Below are 682 nucleotides of genomic sequence, written 5' to 3'. Positions count from 1 at the left end.
TAAATTTTGGGGATCATTTCATTGCTATTGATAATTTAGATTCTTATCAACTTATGAGAAATATGGGTTTAAATAAAGCTTATACCGAAAACGCGCTTGATAATCTCCCTTTGTTTATTAAAATGCAAGACCTAGGATTAAGTCAGAATCGTATTGAAAAAGCGCTTAATAATCTCCCTTTGTTTATTAAAATGCAAGATTTAGGGTTAAATCAAAATTATATTGAAAAAGTGCTCGATAATCCCGAAAAAGGAAATTTAATTAAAGTTTTTCTAGAGGCTGGTTTAGATCGGGCAATTAGTAATGCTCAGCAAAGGGGCAATCAAAAAAAGTTAGCAATGGCTAAATTTTTTAAGTCAAAAGTAGAAACTGAGGAACCTCAGATTGTTCTTAAAAATGCTGCTCATGTACTTCATCATAGGTTAGGTATATTAGCTGCGAAGTCTTATAAAGTGGCTGAGCCTTGCTTTGAAGAAAGTTGAAAGTTATTGGATATAAATGACAGAGACTGGAAGAGTATTCTTAGCAAAGGCCACAGAGCTAAAACATCAAGTCTAGTTGGAGGATATCAAACTTTTAAATATTATAAACGGTATATGGATACACATAATGACTCTCTTGAGCAAGCTCTTTTGACTCCTTAATTTTTTCACTTTACTGCCCCTCTGTGCCAGCCAAAGTG

The 682-nt window shown here is 33.4% G+C and carries 1 protein-coding gene; it reads left to right on the top strand.

Annotation, left to right across the window (positions count from 1 at the left end):
- The coding region (locus tag C200_RS15860) for a hypothetical protein (RefSeq protein WP_033923822.1) at positions 1-482 on the top strand (482 nt) is incomplete at its 5' end.
- Between the last annotated feature and the right edge of the window lie 200 nt (positions 483-682).

Source organism: Piscirickettsia salmonis LF-89 = ATCC VR-1361 (assembly GCF_000297215.2).
In the GTDB taxonomy this organism is placed as follows: domain Bacteria; phylum Pseudomonadota; class Gammaproteobacteria; order Piscirickettsiales; family Piscirickettsiaceae; genus Piscirickettsia; species Piscirickettsia salmonis.
This window is presented reverse-complemented; position numbering and strand designations above follow the sequence as displayed.